The following is a 21,661-nucleotide window of genomic DNA, read 5'->3' on the forward strand; positions in this document are numbered from 1 at the left end:
CTATTTTGTACTATAAACCTTGATGAGTTTTTGTACTACTGCATCCTTTGAATAATCTTCAATTACCTTTTTCTTTAAATTACTTGATGTTTTCTGTCTTTGTAATGGATTATCAATATAATAGACCAATGCTTTGGAAAGTGCAACATCGTTTTCTGATTTAACAATCAGCCCAAGTTCATTGGAATCTATTACAAGATTGCAATCTCCAACATTAGTCACAACCGTAGCCAATTCTCCTAATCCATATTCCAACAAAGCTAATGGCAACCCTTCTGATTTGGACGACAACACACCTATCTCACATTGTGACATTATATTTTTAACATCCGATTTACTCCCATAAAAATAAATAGAATTATGCAGTTTATTTCTAACTAAGAATTGCTTCACAGTCTGTGAATAATTATCTTCAAAATCCTTACCAACACAATGAAGTGTCCATTCCGAATGTTTCACTAATACTCTCTGAAAAGCCTTAAACAAGTTTATATGGTCCTTTTGTGGTCTTAAGTTGGCTAAGCATAACACTCTTTTGCCTTCTGTCCCTTTAAGTTGAGTTGACGCTTCTACTCCGTCGAGGGCTACAATATTGCGAAGGTAGTCAACATCATTGCACCACAATTGATTTTTGGCCCAATCAAACAGCCTTTGATTAACACTGAAAATTTGATTGAAAAACAGTGAACAAAACTTTAAGATCCATTTTGGTCTCTTATTTAACTGTTCACTATCCCCATAGTGATCATGCCATATAATCTTTAGTTTTGGATTAAGACACTTTGCTAATGTTGCAAAAAAGAACGATGTTGCATGAGCATGCACCACTTTAATATTATTCTTTTTTAAGTACTTGTTGAATTGTTTTAGAGCATTATAATCTAAACTAGATTTTTTATTCAGAAATAAAAACCCAACCTCATCCTTTATTGTAGATTTCAACAAACCTTCTTTTCGTGTCGCACATAGATATGAACCGTCAATTTTATTTGTTAAAATATTGGCATATGTTACTGCCAGGCGCTCAGCACCGCCTGCATCGAGTGAGTCAATAAGTTGAATCACCTTGGTCATATTGATAGTATATCTTTAATTTCTTCCTCTTGCCTTTCTACAGTATATTCCTGCGACCAACTCAAAGCTTTTCCAGCCATAGTATTCAAATCTTTCGATGATATGGCAGTATAAATTTCTTGAACGGCATCATCAATATTATCGTTTATTAATATTCCTCGTTCACCAAATTTAAGCATCCATGGAACACATGAAATTTTTGTTGCAATAGGAATAACTCCATAAAACATTCCTTCAGCAATAGATTTTGGCCATCCTTCGCTTTTAGAAGGTAATATATTGAAGTGACTTTGTTTCAATCTTTGTTTTATCACTTCTTTAGAAACGTTTCCATTTAAATAAACTATATCGCTCAAGGAATTAATTTCAATGTAATTCTCTATTTGAGGTTTTAATTCTCCATCTCCAAAAATTTCTAATTGGCATTTCAATCCACGATTGTTGAGTCCTTCAATTATTTTAATGGCTTTTAAAGGTTGTTTCCCTGGCACTAAAGCACCAATAAATGTGAATTTCAATATTTTTGAATAATCTCTATATGAATACTCTTCTTTCTCATCTTCACTGAAAGTTGCTGCAAAAAAAGATCTTATATTTTTGGTTTTATTTTTCCATTCTCCATAAACCAATGCCGTCATATTCTTTGACCAAATGGGACTCGAAAATATTTTTTTCTGAAATCTATATCCTATTGGTTGCGAACTTCTAGGATCCCAGTTACCAGCATATCGCATGGATTTTTTCTTTTTTGGAAAAAATACCTGAATCAATGCCGCAATTGCTGATATGTTACTAGGGGATCTAAAATGTAAATGATCAGCTTTTCGCATTACTCTGAACATTTTGTAAACTATGCTTGGCAAGTTTAACAGTAACCTAAAAATACCTGTAATTGATTTAACATTAAAAACAGGAATCTTAACTAAATTAACATTAGGGTGAGCATAAGGAGCAGTTATTTCATCTATATCATCAATAGCAGACAATGGTGCAACAACAATAATACCGTCAAAATGAGAATTCCAAATATCCATTTCTCTCATATAAGGTGCATAACCATAGTATTTACCTTGGCTTTCTAAATGCTGTACTAATGTAAAAATTGCTAAGGTCATTTAGTACTCAATTAAACTTTTATAAAAACTAATATTCTTGTAAATACTTGAATTCACATTAAAGGTATCCAAAACAAACTTTCTAGCATTTGTACCTATAGTTAAATGCTTATCTTCATTATCTAAATACCAAATTATCTTTTCAGCAATGTCATTAATGTCATATGGATTGCACAACAAGCCTGTTTCATAATCTCTAATGGTTTCTTTACCTGGTCCAAGTTTTGTAAAAACTACAGGTTTTTCCATTGCCATAGCTTCTTGAGCAACTAAACCTTGCGTTTCCATATGAGATGGAAAAGCACAAACATTGGCTAAGGCATACTTCTCAGGTAATTTTTCAAATGGTATAACACCATGAAAAATAACGTGTTTTTCTATAAGCTCTTTGTACTTGTCTTGTAGCATTTTTGTATATGACCTACCATCTTTATAAAACCATTCTCGACCAAAAATATTTAACTTAATATTTGGGTACTTTTTCGCCACGAGCTCCAAAGCCAAAATAAGTTGTCTAATTCCTTTCTTCTCACAAATGGTACCGACAAATGTTATATTATCGGCATCCTTTTTAATTGAATCCATAGGTGAAAATAAATCAGTGTTAATGGGACTATAAATAACCTCAACCCTCTTGTTGTTGTAACTTAAATATTTTGCAGTATATTCTTTAACAAACATTGAGACGGCAATGAAACCATCTGCTTTTTTAAATGACAATTTTTCTTTTAAACCTTGCCACCAATGTATTTTTCTGTTCTCGCTTTCGGCAAAGAAATGGTGTCCACCATGTAAGCGAATTACATATTTTATAGATGGATTTTTAATTAAAAATGCCAATCCTAACTCTGCCGATTCAACAATATCAATTTTTGCGTCCTTGTTTAATTCATTTATCTTTTTTGATATAGCATTTGTGTTGAATAAGAATTTACCAATTGGCACCTTTGAAACTGGTAACCTATATATTTGAACACCTTTGTCATCTAATTGCTCTTCTTTATTTCCTATTCCAACTATAGAAACCATATGCCCTTCCTTAACCAATGCACGACCTAAAGTTTGAAGAAAACTACCAACGCCTCCAGATTTCCACAATGGGTATTCACTTGAAATAAAACATATGTGCATTACACTAAAAGTTTTGAAAGTTTTTTGGAGTTTTCATCGATTGGAAACTGAACTATTCTTTCCATCCATTTTTGGCTTTCTAATAATCTTTTTTGAGATCCATTTAAAATTGATGAGATAGCAGAGGCAATTTCATCTTTACCATTTATCCAACCAACTGGATCCAATCCATTAAGTGAACCAAAATGATGATATTTATAAATAAAATTAGTACTCCAATTAGCATCTATTTCAGTATCATAATTTAGATAAAAACATGGTTTATTCAAGGATGCAAAATCCAAGGCCATTGTGCTACCTAAATTAATTACACCTTCACAATGATGTGCCAAATTAACCTGTAGATCTATATCCTTATACTTTGAAAAATAGCCCACCCATGAACTTGATTCTGTATGCCAAATCGGATCAATAGAGATTATTACATCCTTAAACTCTTCAAGTACTACATTATAACGTTCAGAAAAATCTACTGGACACCGTCTAAATAAAATTTGAACATCTTCATTATACTGTGCAATAACTTCCGCAATATTTCTTAAATAATTTGGGTCATAGGGCGATGTTAGCTCATCATCACCACTAAAACAAATCCATTTTTTATCATAATCTAGCCCATAAGTATTTGCAAAAGTTTTCCGATCTATAAGTCTATATTCCTGTGTATAAAACTCAAACTGAGGCGTACCAACAACTTTGAGTTGTTCTTGCCCTATTTCTGGGTAAAATAACCTCATATCTTCAGCCATTAAATTGCTCCATAACGCATAGTAATCAGTAGATACACATAGTCGAGCTTTTGGTAAATTATCCCACGAAAAAATAGCTGAAACAGACTTTATATCCATTTCTTTTGATGCCAAACATATTGGCATTAAACCAGCAACCCGCTGATGGGTTATAAACACACTGCTGGCTTTTAAATCTTTTAATTGTGACTTATAAAATTTTATTATGCTATCAGACCAGTATTTCTTACTTAACTGCTCTAACTTTAGTATTTTTTTATAATCAGATTTTGCCCAATTGCCAACTAATTCTGCAATTCCATATAATAGTTTTTGTTTAAAACTTTTTGGCTTGCGCCAATTAAGCAGTAAGGTTTCATTTTCTGTTTTGTTTTTGAAAAAATGAAGTCTTGCATAAGTAGCACTTTCTCTAAAAACTCGTGTTAAAATTGATTCTTTATGTATTTGAAGTGGCTTGTAGTTTAACCTAATCTCAGAATGCACTTGCTTTACTTCTTCAAATGCTTGTTCTGGTAGTGGAGACCACAATGTTATTTCTGAATGCTCACTTAATAATCGCAATAAATCAGAATACAGATAGTTTTTAATACCAACACCATCTGGGACTATTATTGCAACATGAGTTTTACGCGCCATCTATATCTTTAAATTGTTTTTGATGGTCTATACTCCAAATATCATTAGATTCTAAACTTTGTAAGAATAAAGAAGCACTGTCACCAAAACCAAATATCTGCATTTTTTTCAATTCTAATGAATCTATATTATTGATAGCATTAACAATGTTATCTACAATGCAGTCACAGTTTATAACGCTAGACAATTTGACCCTATTTTTTTGTCTTGAACCAATATCTATACTAGGAATACCATAATATGGTGCTTCTCTTACACCAGCACTACTATTACCTATCATAAAATTAGAATGTTTAAGAAGTGTGAGGAAATATTCAAATCTAATTGAAGGGAATATTCTAAAATTAGAGTTCTGCTTTAATTCTGAATAAGCATCAATTATAAATTGACTCCCAAGATCATTATTTGGAAATATGAGCACATAATTTTTATCGCTTTGTTTAAGTGCTTCAACAAAACTATTCGCATCATCTTTAATATTATCAATTTCTGTAGTTACAGGATGATACATCGCTACAGCATAAGACTCAAAGGGAATTTCATAATATCGTTTTACTTCCACAATAGAAGGTAAAGTATCAGAAAACATCACATCAATATCAGGTGAACCAATCGTATAAATAGATTCTGGTAATTCACCCATTTGAATTAATCTTTTTTTAGCTTCATCATTTGATGTGTAATGAATATGGCTCAATTTTGAAACTGAATGTCTAATAAGCTCATCAATTGTCCCTGAAATTTCACCACCTTCAATATGTGCAACTAATATATTATTTAAACTCCCAACTATTGCTCCTGCGAGGGCTTCTACTCTATCTCCATGCACTACAATAAGGTCCGGATTGATTTCTTTTACATATTCTGAGAATCCCTCTATCGTTTTTGCCAAAGTGAGATCCATAGTTGTCTCATGAGTATGATTGCTGAAGGTATGGATGTGCTCATAACCACAGCGTTCTACCTCAAGTAAAGTGTAACCATATTCATGCATTAAATGCATGCCTGTAACAAATATGTATGGATGGAAGTGGTTTTTATCTTCAATAGCAGAAATAAGGCCTTTAATTTTACCAAAATCTGCCCTAGTTCCAGTTAAGAAGACTATTTTTCTATCCATCATATATTGAAATATTACTTATTAACATCATTCCAAGAAATCTGCTCATCTTTTTTAATTGTCCTGGAGGCCGTTCTTCCAATGATTTCATTATAATGTTCAGCCAGAATTTCACCTGTACCAGGTCGTTTCACCCAAATATTTTCTTCCGTGAAGACATCACCTTTCTTTATTTCGTCTATTGAACAAACTGTAGCAAATGCAAAATCAATAGTAACCTGCTCTTCCTTTGCAGGTTCTTTGGTACCGCCTCTCATGCTCCAAACTTCATTGCTTGCAACAACTAAATTTCTACTTTCCTGTTCATCCATGCTACAGACTATATCTGGTCCCGTTCGTTGCATATGGTCAGTAAAATGACGTTCTAAAATTGATGCACCTAATGCAACCGCGCCAATACAGGCATTGTTATTTAAGGTATGGTCACTCAATCCAAACACCTTATTTGGAAATGCTTGATGTAGCTCCATCATAGCACCAAATCGTACTAAATGGCTTGGAGTTGGATAAAGATTTGTAGTATGCAATAAAGCTACTGGCACATTATATTTATCAAAAACAGCAACAGCTTTAGAAACACTTTCTATTGTATTCATCCCAGTACTCATAATTACCGGTTTTCCAAATTTTGCAATATGCTCTAACAACGGATAATTGTTACATTCTCCTGAGCCAATTTTATAAGCCTGAACATTCATACTTTGCAAACGATTTGCTGCCGCGCGAGAAAATGGCGTAGAAATAAAAATCATACCCTTTTCTTCGACATAATCTTTCAACGCTTTTTCATCTTCTTCATTTAATGAACAACGTTCCATAATGTCGTAAATAGAAACATCTGCATTTCCTGGTATTACTTTTTTTGCTGCACCACTCATTTCATCTTCAACAATATGGGTTTGGTGTTTTACAACCTCAATTCCTGCTCTTTTGGCAGCATCAACCATTTGTTTGGCGACTTCCAAAGAACCTTCATGATTTATACCAATTTCAGCAATAACTAATGGTGGATAATCTAGACCAATCTTTCTACCTGCAATTGTTATAAAGGGTTTTTTACTCATCTGCATAATTATTAACTATAAATTCTGCGTATTTCAAATCATCTAGTGTATCAATATCAACAGTTGTGTATGGGTGTTCTACTATATATGGAAAATTATTATCTCCCAGTATCCTATCGTTTAGTATTAGGTCTGCTTTTGAAATATATAGAAGGCCATTTTCAAAATAAAGTGGTTCTAAATCCTGACTACGTTGACCCATTTTATATGTAAATGGTATAAACTTACCGTTCTTAATTTTACCCAATTTTTTTTCATTAAGACTTACAGTCATTAAACTATCAGAATTACTATCTATAAATTTTTTGAATGCGTTTTTTAAAAGCTCTTTTGGCCGTAATGGGTTTGTTGGTTGCAATAAAATAACGACCTCATACTTTCTATTTGACTGTTCAAGTACGTGTTTTAATGCAGAGACTGTCGTTGAGTCATCTTTTGATATAGCCTCTGGTCTATCAAATACTTGAACACCTTTCTTTAAAGCAAAGGTTTTTATTTCTTCATTATCAGTTGTTACAATAATATGCGGAGTAATATCTGAGTTTTGTTTTGCAAAATTTATACTATGCTCAATAAGTGGCAAAGCATTTAACTCAATTAAATTTTTCCCAGGAAGACGCTTAGACCCTCCTCTTGCTGGTATAATAAATACTGAATTACCCATTACCATATATTAGTTTAAAAAGTCTATGAACAATTCTTTTCTTTAGTTTATACAATTTAAAATTAATAACCCTTGGTTTAAAATTAGGCAATCTTAATTTCTTATTTTCATTTGAAACCGCGTTACTTACTTCCAAATTTTTTCTTTGAATCTCTTTCATCCATTCTTCAACATTATTACCCATGTGATAGGCAAAATTATTATAGGTTGAAAGTCTCATCCCACCCGAATAATTTATTGGTTGATCACAATACAAAAACTCTGAATTATTTCCTACAAGAATCAGTGATGGATCAACTGGTACAGTAGAAAAGAAAAGTTCTCGACGCATACTTAAAATTTGGTGACCACTTCCAACTATAGCTTTAATTCCACTTGATTCTATTACTGGCCATTTGATGTTTTCATCTTTATCTAAATCCCAGTGGAAACTTTCTAAATATTTATTGTGAGGTTCAAAGTTTTCAGGAACTGGCTCATATTTAAATTTCACCTTTTTAAATAAAATCTTACTTAAGGTTGAAGATGTTTCATAATTTTTAAAATTTCTGCATGGTATAGGCGAAACAGATGCTACATTTTTAATATTTGAAAATATTTTTTCGACTTCATTTTGCCAACCATATTTAAATAATATATCAACATCTACAAGAGTAATTATTGGCTCTCTGCTAGATCTTGCTGCACCAATTAACGCATCTATTTTCCCAATATTTTTATTATGATGTATAATACTGTTTATACTGTTATCCTTTAGTTTTTCATCTAGAATTTGAGCAACTTCAGTACAAGATGCATTATTTACAACTGTTATTGCACAATTAGAATTAGTAGTCGCAATAGCCGAATCTAGGCAAAGTTTAAAAACCTCAAGAACATTTTTGTAATACCCTTTTAAGGATGGAATAAATACCACAATAATGAGACGATGTTGAAACTCTAGTTCAATCTTCTTTGACTGCTTTTGAGGATTCATTCCTACTCTCATTGCCTCTAACTTAACAGTTTTTGTTTTGCTTCCTCAATAAATTGGTTCATCGTATTACACCAATTATCTAGACTATATAAATCTTCCGGTATTCTGCTACTAAATTTATTGCCCTTGTTATTTATTTCTATCATTCCATTATTCATTGCACTAATCCATTCTGAAACTATGTTAGGATGATCAATCAAAACTCCATACTCACCGTTACCAAGCACCTCTCTAACTCCACCTTGATCAGAAGCAATTATATAAGAACCACAGTGCATAGCTTCCGCCAACACAATACCAAATCCTTCTTTCCATAGTGTTGGAAACAGATAAATATCGGACATTTGATAGTACTTTGGCAAGTCTACGTTTGGTACTCTTTTAAGATTTATTACACCCTTCTGATTTATTTCCCTATTAACGCCAGCAACCAACAATTTGGTTTTTGGGTTCTTGACATGTACTTCCTTGAATGCTTCCAGTATTATATGCAAGCCTTTTTTAGGCCTATCCTGAGAACACCACATAAAAACAATTTCATCATTTGAAAGACCTTCTCGTAGTCTGAGAGCCTCTTTTTGATCGTTATTAACACTCTTAAACCTCATTAAATCAATTCCATTATGGATAATCCTAGCTTTAAATGGACACTCATCGTAAAACTTCAAAAATTCCTTATAAGCCAATCGTGTTAAGAATAACAACTCGTCAATACTACCCAAGAACTTCTTACCTCTTTTACTTGGTACTATAGGCGCAAATCCATGGAAATAATATTGTATATAAAAATCTGTCCTATTATAAGTTTTACATATGTGATTATGAATTGGAGTTATTATCCCACTATTATCAATAATCTGTAAAACATATTTTTTATCAGGCTGAATAATTTTATCCATGGCCTCGAGGTAGTTACTATATTTACTTTTAGACGGTATTTTATTCTTTAGTTTGTCTAAAACATTAATCTTTCTTAAAAATTGATAGGATATACCATTTAGTTGTTCTTTTGGCTCAGGACAAATTATGTAGTTGAAATGGTGCGTTTTTTCTTTGAACAAATAGTGGTACATATTTGTCCAACTCGCTACTTTATGAAATGGCAAGGGTAATTCAGAAATTAATATTACTTCAACGTCCATAAAAATCCAATGCTAATCAAAATTCTCAAGATTTTATAGGGTAATAGATTGACTAGCTTTAAAGCTTAAAAATAGCATTTTTATATTGACTTTCTATCTTGTCCATTTGATAATTATCAAGATATCTTAATCTATTTTCTTCCGCAATATTCTTAATCTGTTGATTGCTTAATTTTTTAATGTCACCAAGTACCTTAATTAGTGAATTAGAGTCACTAACATTAAACCAAAATTGATTTTTCAATCCTTTTAATCTCTCAGGCATTGCGCCAACCTTGGTTGAAATTATTAATCTAGCTGAAGCCATGGCTTCTAAACCAACAAAAGGTCCCGATTCTTCATAAGATGGAATAATTATTGCGTGGGTATCTTGAAATTGCTTAACTATTTCATCTTGATTTAAAAAGCCTAACAATTCAATATTTTTATTAGACTCTGACTTAACTCTCAATTCTTTCATTTGCTCACCGTCACCTACAATTTTAAGTGTTAGGTCAGTCTCTAACTTATTAAATAATTCAACAAAATCCACTATACCTTTTTCTTCAGATATTCTACCAACATAAAGAAGGTTTTTGAAGGTCTCAACTGACTTTATCTGAAGCATCTCCTCCTCTTTGAATGTACACTGATCTATTAAGGTATAATTGTAGTTTTCTATGAATTCTAACTTTTTTGCATTAGACTCTGAATGATGAATAAACAATGTTATTTCTTTTAACCAATCCTTCTCTGTAATATCCGATTCTTTAATAGTAGTAGATGTTCTTAAAACTGTTGGCTTTTGTAAACCATGTGAATACTCAACTATTTCTTTTAGATAATTACTAGTAAGTTGCATACAAAGAATAATAATGTCAAAATTGTTAATTTTAATCCTTAATTGATTTAATGCAAAATCTCGGTAACCTAAACGTTTTGCTAGCGTATTACTTACGAATGAATATTTGTCCTTTTTTTGATTTGATTTAATTCGACTTAAATATGATAATATACGAAACCGAAAACTGTTTTTATAAATACACTCATTCAATGTTTGAACGATTTCGGTAGGGACAAAATCAAAAATCTGAGAAATTAAGGTAAGATTACCCGTAGATAATATTTCAACATCGAAATCCTTAGATAAACTTTTGGCCATAAAACCCGTTTCTAATTCTCTCCCACCAAAATCGCCTATTGGACCAATGAATAATATCTTTTTTTTCATTTTGATTTACCAAATAATTTCAAAAGTTTGGCACTTATCCCAAGCTGAAGTGTTGCAAGTTTTCTAAAAAACGGTGATTTATCTATCACTTTCAAATATCTAAACCTTTTATTGGTTTTTAAAAATTTCTCAAAAATATAGGTGTCATGTTCGTTATTAAATACACGAGGAAAATAAGCTCCTAAAACCCGTCTACGTTCGGCATAAACTTCTTTGTAGTTGTTCTCGTTTGAGGAAACACCCTTAGTATCAAAAACCGAAACAGTAACAGGCAATTTTAAAAATGACTCATTGTTTAGACCCAATACTTTAACAAAAAATGCCCAATCTGAAACTATTTTGTACGACTCATCATAAAGTCCGTATGTTTTGAACAGACTCCTTTTGATGAAGCTTGATGGGTGCGAAATTGCATTGCCTACCAAATAAGAAAAAGTAATTTTTTCTGGATGTTCGCGCAATCTAGGGCCAGCGTCTTCATCGAAAATAATATTGCCTGACAAAACTGAATAATCTTTCTTTAAATAAGGCCTAACCATAGATACCACGTCCTTATTTTTAAGATAATCTCCACTATTAAGAAACAAAAGATATTTTCCACTAGCCATTTTTATGCCTTTATTCATAGCATTATAAATACCTGAATCTGGCTCACTGATATAGTTCAATTTGCCATAGTTAAAGGATTTGATTACTTCAAGACTCTCATCTGTTGAGTTACCATCAATAATAATATGCTCAAATTCCTTAAGGTTTTGTGCATTTACACTATCCATTGTTATTTTAAGGCCAACAGCATCGTTATAATTAATAGTGATTATTGATAATAGAAGTCGGGTCATTCTGAATCAGTTATTTAATAAGTTGTGTTTGGGGATTTTTTTCAAATACATCAAAATCTGAAAATGGATCATAATTAAAAATATTAAGTCCTTCTTGTTCAGCTTCTGTTTTTAATTTTTCATATTGCTGGTATAACTCGTACTCCTTATACAATCGCTCTTTTGGAAATGGTTGCTTTTGCTTTTCATAAGCAATTTCAATTCCGGCCTTATCCAGATAATACTCCAATGAAGGCCTATCATGACTATAAAAATGAGTGTATGGTTTTATGCATTGCCAATCATGATTTACACCAAAAATACCAGTGACTGGTATTCTGCAATAAATGGCTAATTGTAAGGCTACAATTGTGACACTCCAAGGTGACAATATCGGTTTTGTGAAATCAACAGGGATTTCACCTCCATACGAATATAAATAAACCTCTCTTTCTTTAAATACCTCGTCAGCTACGTCTTTATCTCGTTTCTCAACTAAAAGAGGCACATCCTTTGGTAATACCTTATCACATCTCCTCCACCATTCTATCAAAACTTCATTCGTAATTGGCGGGTGTGACGCAGCAAATATGTGAATTTTCGGATTGATTAATTTTATTTCAGGATGCTCAAAAAAATTACCCACAGAAATTACCATATCATTAGAAAATCCTGATAAATCAAGTCGATTTATAGTTGAAGCTGATCCTAAAATTACTGCTTGTTCATAACTGGAAAAAATTGATTTCAATTCAATATTCCTACTATATAATTTATATGGATTATTTACAATTCTTCTTATTCTTCTTTTAATTCGGGAAATCATTTCAAATGCTACTTTTCTATTTAATTAGCTGATGGTGTTGTTCTGTAATTATACTGTGGATAATAAAATAAATCATATCCCTTTTTAAAAAATAGTATTAATCCTATACCAAGAATAATTTTAACTATATGATTTTTCAACTTTTTTGTACTTAACGTATAACCAACAAGATAATGGGAATGACTAAAAAATAACTTAAGTCTTTCAAAAAAATTGGGTTTTAATAAATTTAAGTTATAATAATTTACAGCTTGTCTGTAAAAAACATATTCCATTAATCTGTTTTCATCCTTTTTATTCTTCAGCACATTAAAAACAGTGTTGAAGTATTTAAAAACTGAATTTTGGGCTAAAAAAGATTTATCCGCACCTTTTGTAATGCTCTCTTGCCCAACTCTTACATAAAATAAAGCATCCTCCAGATATAAATAATTTGGGTTTAAAGACAACATCCTAAAATGAAAATCACTTTCTTGGGCGCGTTGCATCGTTTCATCAAATAATTCTTTACCTAATAGAAACCTTTTTCTCCATAATGGGGCTGGTGTATAAAAAAACAAGCCATTAAGTAGATAATCTTCAAGATAATTATTTGAGATTAACACATGAGGTTTAATTGTCAATGCATCTACTTCAATTCCTTTTACAAACTTTCTTCCTAAGCAAGCGCAAAAATCAAGAGAATCTTCTTCTATTAGTTTTGATATCCTAGTCTGTAGAAATTCTGGATGCATGATATCATCACTATCAAACCAATTAATAAAATCGCCTTTTGATATCTCAAATCCATAATTGCGACATGCATTTGCGCCCTTTGGTTTATCTTTTGGTCTTTTAATATACTGAAACCTTGAATCTGATTTTGCGTATGTGTTTAATAAATCATCAGTATTATCTGTACTACCGTCATCTACAACAATACACTCCCACATCTCATAGGATTGAGATAAAATACTATCCAACGTTTCTGGCAAAATTTGCGCTCGATTAAAGGTCGGTATTATTATAGATATTAATCCCTTCATTATACTAAATCAAATTGTATAGATCTATTATTTTCTTACTCTGAATCTTGCTGTTAAATTCTTTTACTACATATTCTCTGCCTGCTATTCCCATTTTATTAATTAAAGTAATATCAGTTATGAACATCTCAATCTTGTTTACCAATTCTTCGATCTGCCCTTCCTCAACGATATAGCCCGTAATATTATTCTGAATAGTTTCTGGTATTCCACCACAATTAAAACCGATAGCTGGTATACCAGTAGATTGAGCTTCAGCAGTAACCAAACCTTGACCTTCTGCTCTTCCATTTTCATCAGTTATTGATGTCATCAAAAATAAATGACTATTGTTTAAAATTTCAATAACTTCTTTTTGAGTTTTAGTTTCAATTAGAGAAACATAATTTTCAATTCTTAATTCTGAAATAAGATTTTTAAGATTTTTATACTCATCACCATAACCAACAATTGAATAATCAACTTGATGTCCTTTTTCTATTAGAGACTTTACTGCTTTGATACCAATGTGCTGACCTTTTAATTTTATCAAACGTCCAACCGTAACTAATTTCAATGGGAAATGAACTTTTCTATCAATGAATTTAAACTTATCAACATCAACACCTACAGGATTTACAATTATTTTATCTTCTGGAACATTTAACAATCTAAGGTTATTTGCCAAATAGTTTGAACTTGTAATTATTAAGTCTGAATACTTAAATATTCCTCTATAATCAAACTTTAGTTTTAACCTGTTTTCTTCCGTTGAAAAAGTGTCATAACCATAAAAGGTGGTTACAATAGCTCCTTTGATTGCACCTATTTCCTTCATTTGAGCCAATACTTGACCACACACTGCAAAATGGCCATGAAATAAATCAAAATTGTGATATTTAATAAAAGTAGCGACCTGAAACCACATTTTTAGTGATTTAGCCTTAGTACCATATTTTCTTGAATTTAAGGTTTTAAAAAACACATGAGCATACCGAATATTTGTAAGCAGTACAAATATTGCCTTGAACAACCTTGATATTTTATTTTTAGGAATTTGCATATTGTAAGATGTTGCAATTTCATAAAGGTTGTATTTATTAAACAGATGTAATTGCGAAGTTGCTTCCTTTGGCGCTAAATTATTCACCACTATATGAGGTTCAACACCCTCTTTAATAGTTTCTACAATATGATTAACTATAAATGTCTCAGATTTTGAAGGGAAATCATTTATTACATGAACTATTTTTTGACTCATTAATTCAAAGATTTAAATAATGACTTCCTTTTTCCTTGTTTACTGCCCTACTTTTTTGACATTCTAGCATTATTTCATTTAGGAGACTTGTCTCTTTAAAACCATTTTTGACATGTTTAAAATTTAAACGTAAAAATGCAAACAGCAATTCTTTTCTAACTTGATTCTTTGCATACCTTATTTTCTCACGCCAATTTTCAATATTAATGTCAGCAAATTTCATTTTACTTCTATAATCCAACTTGTAAAAATATGTTTCAGAATATTTTTCAACCTTGATATCTTTTCTATTACCAGTGTCATGCTTAACAATACAATTCGGAATTATGCCAACTTTGAAACCATGATATTTGAATCTTTGTACAAGATTAACATCTTCACCTAAGTGATTAAAAATCGGATCGAAACCTCCAACAATTAAAAATTTTTTTGCTTGTATAAACCAACATGCGGCTGCTACAAAGGGAACTTGATAGATTGGTTTCTTTTGTTTTCCTAGCACAAAATCCGAATAGAATTCGTTGTTATCATTTTGTGCAAGGTATTTTGAAAATGAAGTTTCAAGATTACCTCTATTCCAGTCGCAATGAATTGGACTAATAATACCAAAATCCTCAAATTTATTAGATCCTTCAACAAGTTTCGAAATAGACCCATTTTCCATCTTGGCATCTTGATTAAGCAATAAGATATAATCTGCGTTTTCTTTTAAGGCATAAGATATACCAATGTTATTTGCTTTCCCGAATCCAAGATTTTCATTTTGCTTCAGTATAACAACATCTTCAAATTGCTCTTCTACTACATCTAAGGTTTCATCTGAAGATTGGTTGTCTACAACAATGACAGTTGTATCAGAAATAACTGAAGTAATGCATTCTTTTATCCATTGTGTCCCATTATATGTAACAATAACTGTAAAAACCTTTTTTTTAAAATCATTGTTCTTTACAGTTCCCATAAATTAATTATAGCAGTTCATTTACTTTACTTTTATCAACCAAATTGATAAGACTAGTATCCTTCAATAAATCATCATATTTCAATTTGTTAACTCTATTAAAAATAGATTCATCTATATGTAATGCTTCGATAGGCACGTTGGTTTCAATATAGCCCAAACCATAATCGGTATCCAAAACATATAACTTCAATTTGTCCCCGTATTTTTCCTTTAGGTATACAATTGTTTTCCAGACATCACCAGTCCACTCACCTGTCCACCCTTCAAGTTTCATGTCAATTGCCTCTTTAAAAGAATTAGCGAATGCAGATGCTGCTCTATTTGGAGGCATACAATCATGCATTACAATTACACCATTCTCATCCAAATGTCTTAATGAATTTAAAACATCTAATAAACTTGCCTTAAACGTGTGCAAACCATCCACAAAAACAACTTGCGGTTTAAATTTAGATACGAATTTTTCGTGTTTGTCAAAAAAACTATCACTTGTGTGTTCAAAGAATCTATTGAATACATTATTTGCATTTTTAACAATCCACTTAATCTTTCGTTTTATTGGAATGTTAAATTGAGGATCAACTGCAACTTTATACTTACAGTTAATTGGGAAGAAAGATTCTCCTTTATAAGTACCAATTTCTAGATATCTTTTAAATCCTTTTTTATCAATTATTTCTTGTATTAAATCTACTCTATTCATCAGTAAACTTCTTGTCAGTTATTTCTATAGTCCAATCTAACATAGGTCTCATCAAACCTGGCCACTTTCCTATATACGGCCCTCTAACACCTTCACCTTGAGTTGAATCATAAATTTCAAATGTTAACAAATCTTTTTCTATTAAATGTATCATTTCAGGGTTATAGTTGCCCACAGCAACTAAAATACTAAAGCTTCCTTCAGCAAGTAAATTACCTGGAATCTTACAGGTTGAAGCAAATATTAAATCTGATTGCTTATGCTTTTGAATCCAATCCTTTGCAACAAACTCATTTGAGGCAAAGAGGGTTTGTTTTCTTTCATTTAAAATATGGAATATAGCAGTATTATTAAATTTCTTATTACTATCATAGTATTCTATAGTTAAAAAAAGATTTTCAGTAATATTAAATCTATTTCTTAGGTTGCCATCTTCATCCTTTAAATAAACCGATTTTAGTCTCACATAATCATTACCTGGTGCACTATTAATATCTGTCCAATTTATAAATGGCGCTCTATTTTCGAAGTTTTTTAGATAAAAATTAATGGCCTCCGAGGTTTTTCCATTATAAGCGACTTTACCATTTATTAGAACTATAGTTCTATTAGTTAATTTCTCTATTGCATTCATATCATGACTTACAAATAACACCGTTCTTCCCTCACCTTGGCTTATATCCTGCATTTTGCCAATTGCCTTTTTCTGGAATTCAGCATCTCCAACTGCTAAAACCTCATCTACAACCAATATATCTGGTTCTAAATGAGCCGCCACAGCAAAAGCCAGGCGTACCTTCATACCAGAAGAGTATCGCTTAACTGGTGTATCTATAAATCTTTCACAACCTGAAAAATCAATTATCTCGTCAATTCTCTCTTTAATTTCTGCTCTAGTCATACCAAGGATAGCACCATTGAGATAAACATTCTCTCGTCCAGTCATTTCAGGATGAAATCCAGTTCCTACCTCTAATAACGAAGCTATTCTGCCTTTAGTTTTAATTACTCCTTGTGTTGGTAACGTTACTCGAGAAAGAATTTTTAAAAGTGTAGACTTTCCTGCTCCATTTTTACCAATAATTCCTAGTACTTCTCCCTTATCAACCTCAAATGAAATATCATTTAAAGCCCAGATATAATCGGATTTCCCTTTGGTACTGCGAACATTAGTTTCAACAACTTTTAAATACGGATCTTCCTTACCTCTTACTTTGGACCACCATCGATTTAAATCATGACTAATTGTACCAGTACCAACAAGTCCCAATCGGTATATTTTACCAACATTTTCAGCCCTTAAAATAACATTAGATTGCATTAAATAGTATCTATAAAACTTTTTTCCGTTCTGTTAAAAATAACTAATCCAAACAAGAAAATTAAACAACTTATAATTGATGCGTAAACCAGCATGGCCGTGTTAATTTCTGTATTATCAAATACCATGGTTCTAAAGGCCTCAACAATTATTGCTATAGGGTTCCACTCAATAAGCCAATAATAATCAGGTAATTTGTCCTTGAAATAAGACATAGGATACATTACTGCTGAACCATACATTAATAATTGGACACCAAACTGAATTAGAAATTTCAAATCCCTGTATTTTGTAGTCATTGATGTAATTATCATACCAAATCCTAATCCGAGCATTGCCATAAGTAAAACCAAAACAGGAAATAAGAATACCCTTAGCTGTGGCATTAAATTATAGCCATCATCAGAGAGTATTTTAAAGTATAGATAAAACCCAACAAACAACACAAGCTGGATAGTATATTTCAATAAATTTGAAACAACAACAGACATTGGCATAATAACTCTAGGGAAATATACTTTCCCAAATATATTTTCATTTTTCTTGAAGGTATCACTTGTACCAATAAGACAATCTTTAAAATAGTTCCACGTTGTTACACCAGCTAGATTAAACAAAAAATTAGGAATACCATCTCCTGTGGGTATATCTGCAAGATTATTAAAAATTAATGTAAATATTAAGGATGTAAAAAGTGGTTGCAAAAAGTACCAGAGCGGACCAAGAATAGTCTGCTTATATAAAGTAATTACATCTCTTTTAACAAATAGAACTAGTAAATCTCGATATCGCCAAATCTCCTTAAAATTAAAATCAATTAATTTTTTCTTTGAGGAAATAGTATATAACCAATTTTCTTCGGTCGTTTTCAAAAATCATATTTTATTAAGAGCGAATATAATAAATGAAACCTTGCGAATTAATGAATTATAATTCCACTTATTAAGGTGATTTTAACAATTTAAAAATCTAGGAAAAGAGTTTTGAAAATTTAAAGCACTAGCTAATTAAAAGAATCCCAAGTTATCTTTAGTCCTTCCCTTACAGTGTATCTTGGCTTGTATCCTAAAAGACGTTCTGCTTTGGATATATCTGCTAATGAATCTCTTACATCACCTTGTCTCGGTGGACCATAAATAGCATCGAGCTTGGAACCAGCAGCTACCCTCAGTGAATCCCATAGGTAATTAATGGTAATACGCTCGCCACAAGCAACATTAAACACTTCATTTTTAGCCTCATTAGACGCAAAAAAACCTTTAACATTTGCCTGCACCACATTGTCAATAAATGTAAAATCACGTGTTTGCTCACCATCACCATTGATCTTAGATGGATTGTTATCCTTTAGTGCTTGCATAAATAATGGAATGACTGCGGCATATGCACCATTTGGACTTTGTTTAGGCCCAAAAACATTAAAATATCTTAGTCCAATTACATCAGTATCATAAGTAGTCCCAAATACATCGGCATACAATTCATTAACATACTTTGTTACTGCATATGGAGATAACGGTTTTCCAATTTTTTCTTCAATCTTTGGTAAAGATTTACTGTCGCCATAAGTAGAACTTGATGCAGCATAAATCATTCGCTTCACGGTCTTACTATCCTTAAGCGCAATCATCATATTTAAAAACCCAGAAATATTTACTTCATTGGTGGTTGCTGGATCATTTATCGAACGTGGTACGGAGCCCAATGCAGCCTGATGAGATACATAATCCATACCATCCATTGCTTTTTTACAAGTGTCCAAATCACGAATATCGCCTTCAATCAATTCAAATGATGGATTTTGCACAAACTCTTCAAGATTTTCACGGTAACCGTTAGAAAAGTTGTCTAAAACCCTAACTTTTTTAGCATTATACTTTAAAAGATATTCTACTAGGTTAGAACCGATAAATCCGCCGCCACCTGTAACTAGAAAACTTAACTGGGAAATATCTTGGGTATGATGTGGGTTTGAATACATATAATTGTAATAATTGTTAGAGACGAGCATCAATTGTATCAACTGGTAATAATGATTTAACATCAAAAGTTACGCATCCTGTGGCTTTTAAATTCTCTAAATTTAATTCTAAAAACTCTTTATGAGATACTGCAAGAATAATAGAATCATAATCCGACCCGATATTATCTTTATCAGTAATTAAATCCAACCCGTACTCATGTTTTACTTCTGCTTTTGATGCCCATGGATCATAAACATCAACATTTACGTGGTAGGATTGCAATTCTTCTATAATGTCAATTACTCTTGAATTTCTGATATCAGGACAATTTTCTTTAAATGTAATACCTAATACTAATGCTTTAGAGCCTTTAATCGTGGCTCCTTTATTAATCATCATTTTCACAGTCTCAGTTGCTACATAACTACCCATGCTATCATTCATCTTACGTCCAGCAAGAATAATTTCAGGATTATATCCTGACTCGATAGCCTTTTGAGCTAAATAATATGGATCTACTCCAATACAATGACCTCCAACCAATCCAGGTGTAAACTTCAAGAAATTCCACTTAGTCCCTGCAGCTTCTAACACTGCTTTTGTATCAATGTCTAAAAGTCGAAATATCTTAGAAAGTTCATTCACGAAAGCAATATTTATGTCTCGCTGTGAATTTTCAATCACCTTCGCTGCCTCAGCAACTTTAATTGATGGGGCTAAATGAGTTCCTGCAGTTATTACTTTTTTATAAAGATTATCTATTTTCTCAGCAATCTCAGGCGTTGAACCAGACGTAACTTTTAAAATCTTGGTTACGGTATGTTTTTTATCTCCAGGATTAATCCTTTCTGGTGAGTATCCTGCGTAAAAATCTGTGTTATATACTAAATTAGAATTCTTCTCTAGCACAGGAATACAAATGTCTTCAGTTGCGCCTGGATAAACAGTAGACTCATATACCACAATATCATTCTTCGCCAAAACTTTACCAACAGTCTCACTAGCCTTAATCAAGGGAGTAAAAACGGGCTTATTCAAAGCATCAGTTGGCGTAGGTACCGTTACGATATAAATATTAGTTTCTGTTAAGGCATTGGCGTCATCAGTAATGTACAATCCCTTGTCTGCATCTAAATTATTAACAAGTACAGATTGAAGATTTGCATCTTCAACTTCTAGTGTTTTATCAACACCAGAATTTAATTCATTGATACGTTGTTTATTTATATCAAATCCAACAACTAAGAATTGTTTTGCAAATTCAACGGCAAGTGGCAAACCGACATAACCTAAACCAATTATAGCAATTTTATCGTTTGTGTAAGTCATTTGTTAAAAGTAGATTTTATAATGAATTTCAAATCTAAATAAAAACTGTAATTCTCAACATACTTTTTATTGATTTTCACTTTATCTACCCAAATAATCGTTCTGTTGTAATGATCGGGATCTTTTTGCCGTTCTAATACACGTTCCTCATCCTTATATTTCAATGTTGCTGGACCAGTTATCCCGGGTTTTACTATTAAAATTTTTCTATCATCACCTTTCAACTCATCTGCAAAACCTTGTAAATCAGGCCTTGGCCCAACAAAACTCATATCTCCTTTTAATACGTTAAAAATTTGAGGCAACTCATCTAATTTAGTTTTTCTCAATAACTTTCCAAGTTTAGTTGCGCTTCTGTCTAACTTTCCTAAAATATGTTTTTCTTCCTTTAAGGTTCTTAATTTATAAATCTTAAATAGCTTAGCATTTTGCCCAACCCTTAACTGTGAGAATACTCCCCATGTCCTTGTATCAAGTGTACAAAATAATACTAAAATAATTATTGGCAGAATAAGAATTGGCAGAAGAACAAGTGCCAATATGAAATCGAAATAACGTTTTACTCGAAGTTGAGAAGGTGTTATCAA

Annotated in this window: 21 protein-coding genes; all 21 read right to left on the reverse strand. The window is 31.9% G+C overall.

The genetic code is table 11. From position 1 onward, the window contains the following. The 21 genes from LBV24_RS10795 to LBV24_RS10895 all read right to left on the reverse strand — a co-directional run bounded on the left by LBV24_RS10795 (position 1) and on the right by LBV24_RS10895 (position 21,661). Positions 1 to 1,074 (reverse strand): glycosyltransferase, encoded by a 1,074-nt coding sequence (locus LBV24_RS10795; protein ID WP_224478668.1) that lies wholly within the window; start codon positions 1,072 to 1,074, stop codon positions 1 to 3. Continuing rightward, positions 1,071 to 2,189: a glycosyltransferase gene (locus LBV24_RS10800; protein ID WP_224478669.1), complete on the reverse strand. Its 1,119-nt coding sequence runs from the start codon at positions 2,187 to 2,189 to the stop codon at positions 1,071 to 1,073. The genes LBV24_RS10795 and LBV24_RS10800 overlap by 4 nt, the downstream gene beginning before the upstream one ends. Further along, a complete protein-coding gene (locus LBV24_RS10805) occupies positions 2,190 to 3,320 on the reverse strand; it encodes a glycosyltransferase family 4 protein (RefSeq protein ID WP_224478670.1) in 1,131 nt (376 codons plus the stop codon). Beyond that, positions 3,320 to 4,705, reverse strand: coding sequence for a hypothetical protein (locus LBV24_RS10810; protein WP_224478671.1), 1,386 nt, complete (start codon positions 4,703 to 4,705; stop codon positions 3,320 to 3,322). The genes LBV24_RS10805 and LBV24_RS10810 overlap by 1 nt, the downstream gene beginning before the upstream one ends. After that, positions 4,695 to 5,825, reverse strand: coding sequence for a UDP-N-acetylglucosamine 2-epimerase (neuC, locus tag LBV24_RS10815; RefSeq protein ID WP_394371130.1), 1,131 nt, complete (start codon positions 5,823 to 5,825; stop codon positions 4,695 to 4,697). The genes LBV24_RS10810 and neuC overlap by 11 nt, the downstream gene beginning before the upstream one ends. Before the next feature lie 14 nt (positions 5,826 to 5,839). Continuing rightward, positions 5,840 to 6,889: an N-acetylneuraminate synthase gene (gene neuB / locus LBV24_RS10820; protein ID WP_317196181.1), complete on the reverse strand. Its 1,050-nt coding sequence runs from the start codon at positions 6,887 to 6,889 to the stop codon at positions 5,840 to 5,842. Then, positions 6,882 to 7,553 carry an acylneuraminate cytidylyltransferase family protein gene (locus tag LBV24_RS10825; RefSeq protein WP_224478674.1) on the reverse strand — a complete coding sequence of 224 codons (672 nt, stop codon included), beginning with the start codon at positions 7,551 to 7,553 and terminating at the stop codon, positions 6,882 to 6,884. The genes neuB and LBV24_RS10825 overlap by 8 nt, the downstream gene beginning before the upstream one ends. Further along, positions 7,546 to 8,541 (reverse strand): glycosyltransferase family A protein, encoded by a 996-nt coding sequence (locus LBV24_RS10830; RefSeq protein WP_224478675.1) that lies wholly within the window; start codon positions 8,539 to 8,541, stop codon positions 7,546 to 7,548. The genes LBV24_RS10825 and LBV24_RS10830 overlap by 8 nt, the downstream gene beginning before the upstream one ends. Before the next feature lie 5 nt (positions 8,542 to 8,546). Continuing rightward, a complete protein-coding gene (locus tag LBV24_RS10835; RefSeq protein ID WP_224478676.1) occupies positions 8,547 to 9,671 on the reverse strand; it encodes a glycosyltransferase family 4 protein in 1,125 nt (374 codons plus the stop codon). Positions 9,672 to 9,729: 58 nt separating this feature from the next. Further along, positions 9,730 to 10,881, reverse strand: a complete 1,152-nt coding sequence (locus LBV24_RS10840; protein WP_224478677.1) for a glycosyltransferase family 4 protein — start codon at positions 10,879 to 10,881, stop codon at positions 9,730 to 9,732. Beyond that, positions 10,878 to 11,723: a glycosyltransferase family 2 protein gene (locus LBV24_RS10845; protein ID WP_224478678.1), complete on the reverse strand. Its 846-nt coding sequence runs from the start codon at positions 11,721 to 11,723 to the stop codon at positions 10,878 to 10,880. Before LBV24_RS10845 ends, LBV24_RS10840 begins: the two co-directional genes overlap by 4 nt. A gap of 10 nt (positions 11,724 to 11,733) precedes the next feature. Then, entirely contained in the window at positions 11,734 to 12,453 is a 720-nt protein-coding gene (locus tag LBV24_RS10850; protein WP_224478679.1) for a hypothetical protein, read from the reverse strand. 95 nt (positions 12,454 to 12,548) lie between these two features. After that, on the reverse strand, positions 12,549 to 13,553 hold the full coding sequence (locus tag LBV24_RS10855) for a glycosyltransferase family 2 protein (protein WP_224478680.1): 1,005 nt from the start codon (positions 13,551 to 13,553) through the stop codon (positions 12,549 to 12,551). A gap of 4 nt (positions 13,554 to 13,557) precedes the next feature. Then, complete coding sequence (locus LBV24_RS10860) at positions 13,558 to 14,793, reverse strand: glycosyltransferase (RefSeq protein WP_224478681.1); 1,236 nt, start codon at positions 14,791 to 14,793, stop codon at positions 13,558 to 13,560. A gap of 4 nt (positions 14,794 to 14,797) precedes the next feature. Beyond that, positions 14,798 to 15,754: a glycosyltransferase family 2 protein gene (locus tag LBV24_RS10865; protein WP_224478682.1), complete on the reverse strand. Its 957-nt coding sequence runs from the start codon at positions 15,752 to 15,754 to the stop codon at positions 14,798 to 14,800. 7 nt (positions 15,755 to 15,761) lie between these two features. After that, entirely contained in the window at positions 15,762 to 16,460 is a 699-nt protein-coding gene (locus LBV24_RS10870) for a class I SAM-dependent methyltransferase (protein WP_224478683.1), read from the reverse strand. Next, entirely contained in the window at positions 16,453 to 17,781 is a 1,329-nt protein-coding gene (locus LBV24_RS10875; protein WP_224478684.1) for an ABC transporter ATP-binding protein, read from the reverse strand. Before LBV24_RS10875 ends, LBV24_RS10870 begins: the two co-directional genes overlap by 8 nt. Continuing rightward, positions 17,781 to 18,653, reverse strand: coding sequence for an ABC transporter permease (locus LBV24_RS10880; protein ID WP_224478685.1), 873 nt, complete (start codon positions 18,651 to 18,653; stop codon positions 17,781 to 17,783). Before LBV24_RS10880 ends, LBV24_RS10875 begins: the two co-directional genes overlap by 1 nt. Before the next feature lie 131 nt (positions 18,654 to 18,784). Beyond that, positions 18,785 to 19,762, reverse strand: a complete 978-nt coding sequence (locus LBV24_RS10885) for an SDR family oxidoreductase (protein WP_224478686.1) — start codon at positions 19,760 to 19,762, stop codon at positions 18,785 to 18,787. 16 nt (positions 19,763 to 19,778) lie between these two features. Further along, positions 19,779 to 21,074, reverse strand: a complete 1,296-nt coding sequence (locus LBV24_RS10890) for a nucleotide sugar dehydrogenase (RefSeq protein ID WP_224478687.1) — start codon at positions 21,072 to 21,074, stop codon at positions 19,779 to 19,781. Beyond that, complete coding sequence (locus LBV24_RS10895) at positions 21,071 to 21,661, reverse strand: sugar transferase (RefSeq protein WP_224478688.1); 591 nt, start codon at positions 21,659 to 21,661, stop codon at positions 21,071 to 21,073. Before LBV24_RS10895 ends, LBV24_RS10890 begins: the two co-directional genes overlap by 4 nt.

The organism is Winogradskyella vincentii (assembly GCF_020166345.1).
Classification (GTDB): Bacteria; Bacteroidota; Bacteroidia; order Flavobacteriales; family Flavobacteriaceae; genus Winogradskyella; species Winogradskyella vincentii.

What these genes read in the sequence shown, in the direction of transcription:
- LBV24_RS10795 (WP_224478668.1), bottom strand. Translation starts at nt 1,074, where the DNA reads ATGACCAAGGTGATTCAACTTATTGACTCACTCGATGCAGGCGGTGCT.
- LBV24_RS10800 (WP_224478669.1), bottom strand. Translation starts at nt 2,189, where the DNA reads ATGACCTTAGCAATTTTTACATTAGTACAGCATTTAGAAAGCCAAGGT.
- LBV24_RS10805 (WP_224478670.1), bottom strand. Translation starts at nt 3,320, where the DNA reads ATGCACATATGTTTTATTTCAAGTGAATACCCATTGTGGAAATCTGGA.
- LBV24_RS10810 (WP_224478671.1), bottom strand. Translation starts at nt 4,705, where the DNA reads ATGGCGCGTAAAACTCATGTTGCAATAATAGTCCCAGATGGTGTTGGT.
- neuC (WP_394371130.1), bottom strand. Translation starts at nt 5,825, where the DNA reads ATGGATAGAAAAATAGTCTTCTTAACTGGAACTAGGGCAGATTTTGGT.
- neuB (WP_317196181.1), bottom strand. Translation starts at nt 6,889, where the DNA reads ATGAGTAAAAAACCCTTTATAACAATTGCAGGTAGAAAGATTGGTCTA.
- LBV24_RS10825 (WP_224478674.1), bottom strand. Translation starts at nt 7,553, where the DNA reads ATGGGTAATTCAGTATTTATTATACCAGCAAGAGGAGGGTCTAAGCGT.
- LBV24_RS10830 (WP_224478675.1), bottom strand. Translation starts at nt 8,541, where the DNA reads ATGAGAGTAGGAATGAATCCTCAAAAGCAGTCAAAGAAGATTGAACTA.
- LBV24_RS10835 (WP_224478676.1), bottom strand. Translation starts at nt 9,671, where the DNA reads ATGGACGTTGAAGTAATATTAATTTCTGAATTACCCTTGCCATTTCAT.
- LBV24_RS10840 (WP_224478677.1), bottom strand. Translation starts at nt 10,881, where the DNA reads ATGAAAAAAAAGATATTATTCATTGGTCCAATAGGCGATTTTGGTGGG.
- LBV24_RS10845 (WP_224478678.1), bottom strand. Translation starts at nt 11,723, where the DNA reads ATGACCCGACTTCTATTATCAATAATCACTATTAATTATAACGATGCT.
- LBV24_RS10855 (WP_224478680.1), bottom strand. Translation starts at nt 13,553, where the DNA reads ATGAAGGGATTAATATCTATAATAATACCGACCTTTAATCGAGCGCAA.
- LBV24_RS10860 (WP_224478681.1), bottom strand. Translation starts at nt 14,793, where the DNA reads ATGAGTCAAAAAATAGTTCATGTAATAAATGATTTCCCTTCAAAATCT.
- LBV24_RS10865 (WP_224478682.1), bottom strand. Translation starts at nt 15,754, where the DNA reads ATGGGAACTGTAAAGAACAATGATTTTAAAAAAAAGGTTTTTACAGTT.
- LBV24_RS10870 (WP_224478683.1), bottom strand. Translation starts at nt 16,460, where the DNA reads ATGAATAGAGTAGATTTAATACAAGAAATAATTGATAAAAAAGGATTT.
- LBV24_RS10875 (WP_224478684.1), bottom strand. Translation starts at nt 17,781, where the DNA reads ATGCAATCTAATGTTATTTTAAGGGCTGAAAATGTTGGTAAAATATAC.
- LBV24_RS10885 (WP_224478686.1), bottom strand. Translation starts at nt 19,762, where the DNA reads ATGTATTCAAACCCACATCATACCCAAGATATTTCCCAGTTAAGTTTT.
- LBV24_RS10890 (WP_224478687.1), bottom strand. Translation starts at nt 21,074, where the DNA reads ATGACTTACACAAACGATAAAATTGCTATAATTGGTTTAGGTTATGTC.